Genomic DNA, 3,559 nt, shown 5'->3' on the forward strand with positions numbered 1-3,559 from the left:
CCACCGACAGCACACGTCCCACCGACAGCCCCCTTCCCGGCACACCGGGCCGGGGAAGCGGGCGTGATCGTGCGCCCCTGTCGCCCTGCGGTGGGCTCTGCCACACTTGGACGGTGCCCGAGCTCCCCGAGGTCCACGCGCTGGTGCACGCGCTCGACACGCGCACCTCGGGCCGGGTGGTGCGCGCCGTCCACGTGACGTCCTTCCCGGCGCTGAAGACCTACGACCCGCCGCCGACGGCGCTCGTGGGCAGCACGGTCACCGGCGTCCACCGTCACGGGAAGTGGCTCGACGTCGCCACCGACGGCCCGGCCGGTGAGCTCCACCTGGTCTTCCACCTGGCCCGGGCGGGGTGGGTGCGCTGGTACGACTCCGCCCCGGCGGGGGCGCCGCGGGGCGGGAGGTCGGGGCCGGCGGCCCGCGTCGTCCTCGACGAAGGAGCGTTCGACCTCACCGAGGCGGGGACGAAGAAGAGCCTGGCGATCCACGTCGTCCACCGGCCGAACGACGTCGAGCGGATCGCCACGCTCGGGGTGGAGCCGCTCTCCGCCGCGTTCACCCGGGAGCTCCTCGACGAGCTGCTCGACTCCCGCAACCAGCAGGTCAAGGGGCTGCTGCGGGACCAGGGGGTGATCGCCGGGATCGGCAACGCCTACTCCGACGAGATCCTCCACGCCGCGAGGCTCAGCCCCTTCGCGCTGACCCGCAGCCTCGACACCGCGGCCCGGGACCGGCTCTACGCGAGCGTGGGCACGGTGCTCACCGCCGCCGTGCAGGCCGCGACCGGCAAGGACGCGGCCGAGCTCAAGGACGTCAAGCGGTCGGGGATGGCGGTGCACGGCCGCACCGGTGAGCCGTGCCCGGTGTGCGGGGACGTCGTCGCCGAGGTCTCCTTCGCCGACTCCTCCCTCCAGTACTGCCCCACCTGTCAGACCGGCGGGAAGCGGCTGGCCGACCGGCGCATGTCCCGGCTGCTGCGCTGAGCGGCGGCCTCCCACGCTGCCGGTCGGTCAGAGGCTGACGGTCCGTCCCTCGCGGGCGGCGGTGAGGATGGCTTCGACGACGGTGAGGGTGTGGACGCCCTCGGCCATGGTGACGATGCCGCTGGGGTCGGTGCCCAGGACGGCGTCACGGAAGCGTTCCTGCTCCACCGCCAGGGGTTCGCGCTTGGGCAGGGCGTAGCGGATGACGTCGCCCTCGGTGACACCACGGAAGTGGGCCACCCGGTCCCAGGTGGTGGGCACGGTGCCGTTGGCGTAGAAGGTCAGGTCCCCGGTCATGGTGTCGGCGACGAAGGCGCCGCGCTCCCCGGTGACGACGGTGGTGCGCTCCTTCATCGGGGAGAGCCAGTTGACCACGTGGTTGACGATCACCCCGGACTCCAGGGTGCCGGTGACGGACACCAGGTCCTCGTGCTCGCGGCCCGAGCGGTAGGCCACCTGGGCGGCCACCTGCCGGTAGGGGCTGCCGGCGATGAAGGCCGCCAGGTCCACGTCGTGGGTGGCCAGGTCCTTGACCACCCCCACGTCGGAGATGCGGGCCGGGAAGGGCCCCTGCCGGCGGGTCTGGATCTGGTACACCTGGCCCAGCTCCCCGGCCGCCAGCCGGCGCCGCAGCTCCAGGATGGCCGGGTTGCACCGCTCCACGTACCCCACCGCCCCGACCAGGCCGGCCTCCTCGAACGCGGCCGCCACCCGCCGCCCGGCCTCCACCGAGTGCGCGATGGGCTTCTCGATCATCGTGTGCACCCCGGCCCGGGCCAGCGCCAGCCCCACCGCCTCGTGGTGCACCGTGGGCACCGCCACCATCGCCGCCTCGATCCCGGCCGCGACCAGCGCCTCCACGTCCGGCAGCACCGGCAGCCCCCCGGCCACCCCGTGCACGTCCCCGGCCGGGTCGGCCACCGCGACCAGCTCCACCCCCTCGGTCTGGCGGATCACCCGCGCGTGGTGCCGGCCCATCGCCCCCAGCCCGATCAGCCCCATCCGCAGCGCCATCAGGCCCCCGCCCCGGCCACCGCGTTCACCGCGGCCACCACCCGCTCACGGTCCTCCTGCGTCAACGCCGGGTGCACCGGCAGGGAGATCACCTCACCGGCCGCCCGGTCGGTCTCGGGCAGCTCGGCCCGTGCGTAGGGCGCCAGCGACGCCAACCGGTGGGCGGGGGTGGGGTAGTACACCCCGGTGCCCACCCCGTGCTCCTCACGCAGCGCGGCCACCATCCGGTCCCGCTCCCCCGCCTCCACCCGCACCGTGTACTGGTGGTAGACGTGCACCGCACCCGGCGCCACCGGCGGGGTCACCACCCCACGCAGCTCGGCGTCGTAGAACGCCGCCGTGGCCTGCCGCTGCGCGGTCCACCCGGCCAGCTTGCCCAACTGCACCCGTCCGATCGCCGCGTGCAGGTCGGTCATCCGCACGTTCAGCCCCACCACCTCGTTCGCGTACTGCCGCTCCATCCCCTGGTTGCGCAGCAGCCGCACCATCCGGGCCACCTCCTCGTCGGCACAGGCCACCATCCCGCCCTCACCGGAGGTCATGTTCTTCGTCGGATACAGCGAGAACATCGCAAACCGGCCCCACGTCCCCACCCGACGCCCCTCCAGGCTCGCCCCGTGCGCCTGGGCGGCGTCCTCGTAGATCTCCAGCCCGTGCCGCTCGGCCACCTCACCGATCGCCGCCATGTCCGCCGGGTGCCCGTACAGGTGCACCGGCATCACCCCACGGGTCCGCCCGGTGATCGCCGACCGCACCGACTCCGCGTCCAGACAGAACGACCCCGGCTCGATGTCGGCGAACACCGGCTTCGCCCCGGTCAACGCCACCGCGTTCGCCGTCGCCGCGAACGTGAAGGACGGCACGATCACCTCGTCCCCCGGTCCCACCCCGCACGCCAGCAGCCCCACGTGCAGCCCCGCCGTGCCCGAGCTCACCGCCTGACAACGCCGGCCCCCCAGCAGCTGCGCCGAGAACTCCTCCTCGAACGCCGCCACCTGCGGCCCCTGCGCCACCATCCCCGACCGCAGCACCTCATCGACCGCAGCCCGCTCCTCCTCACCGAACAACGGCTTGGCGGCGGGGATCAGGGGGCGGGTCATCGGTGCACCTCTCGTAGCGCGTCGTCGTGGACCTCGTAGCGGCGGCCGGTGGCCGGGCAGACGAGCTGGTCGCCGTCGGGCTCGAGCCGGCGCCCGGCGTGGCCGACCCAGCCGACCTGGCGGGCGGGCACCCCCGCCACCAGCGCGTGGGCGGGGACGTCGCGGGTGACGACGGCACCGGCCGCGACGGTGGCCCACTCCCCGATCCTCACCGGGGCGACGCACACGGCGCGGGCTCCGATGGCGGCGCCGGTGCCGACGGTGACGCCGACCGGCTCCCAGTCGTCGGCGGACTTCAGCGACCCGTCGGGGTTGATGGCGCGCGGGTGGGTGTCGTTGGTCAGCACGGCGGCGGGTCCGACGAAGACGCCGTCGGCAAGCTCGGCGGGCTCGTAGACGAGGGCGTAGTTCTGCACCTTGCAGTTGCGGCCCAGCCGCACGCCGGTGCCGATGTAGGCGCCG

At 74.2% G+C, this 3,559-nt stretch carries 4 protein-coding genes; 1 reads left to right on the plus strand and 3 read right to left on the minus strand.

Translation table 11 applies throughout. The features are described from left to right. Positions 1-113 precede the first annotated feature (113 nt). Positions 114-983 carry a DNA-formamidopyrimidine glycosylase family protein gene (locus Q0195_RS09065; protein ID WP_299277345.1) on the plus strand — a complete coding sequence of 290 codons (870 nt, stop codon included), beginning with the start codon at positions 114-116 and terminating at the stop codon, positions 981-983. A 27-nt stretch (positions 984-1,010) separates the two neighbouring features. Here the strand turns inward: Q0195_RS09065 and Q0195_RS09070 are convergent, their stop codons facing one another. The 3 genes from Q0195_RS09070 to Q0195_RS09080 all read right to left on the minus strand — a co-directional run. Further along, on the minus strand, positions 1,011-1,997 hold the full coding sequence (locus Q0195_RS09070; RefSeq protein WP_299277347.1) for a Gfo/Idh/MocA family oxidoreductase: 987 nt from the start codon (positions 1,995-1,997) through the stop codon (positions 1,011-1,013). Beyond that, complete coding sequence (locus Q0195_RS09075; protein ID WP_299277349.1) at positions 1,997-3,097, minus strand: DegT/DnrJ/EryC1/StrS family aminotransferase; 1,101 nt, start codon at positions 3,095-3,097, stop codon at positions 1,997-1,999. Before Q0195_RS09075 ends, Q0195_RS09070 begins: the two co-directional genes overlap by 1 nt. Continuing rightward, a partial coding sequence (locus Q0195_RS09080; RefSeq protein ID WP_299277351.1) for an acyltransferase occupies positions 3,094-3,559 on the minus strand: 466 nt, incomplete at its 5' end. The genes Q0195_RS09075 and Q0195_RS09080, both read right to left, overlap by 4 nt.

Origin of the sequence: uncultured Georgenia sp., assembly GCF_937958535.1 — a bacterium.
In the GTDB taxonomy this organism is placed as follows: Bacteria; Actinomycetota; Actinomycetes; order Actinomycetales; family Actinomycetaceae; genus Oceanitalea.

Bases quoted from the DNA above. Each gene is read 5' to 3' on its own strand.
- Q0195_RS09075 (WP_299277349.1), bottom strand. From the start codon at position 3,097: ATGACCCGCCCCCTGATCCCCGCCGCCAAGCCGTTGTTCGGTGAGGAG.
- Q0195_RS09070 (WP_299277347.1), bottom strand. From the start codon at position 1,997: ATGGCGCTGCGGATGGGGCTGATCGGGCTGGGGGCGATGGGCCGGCAC.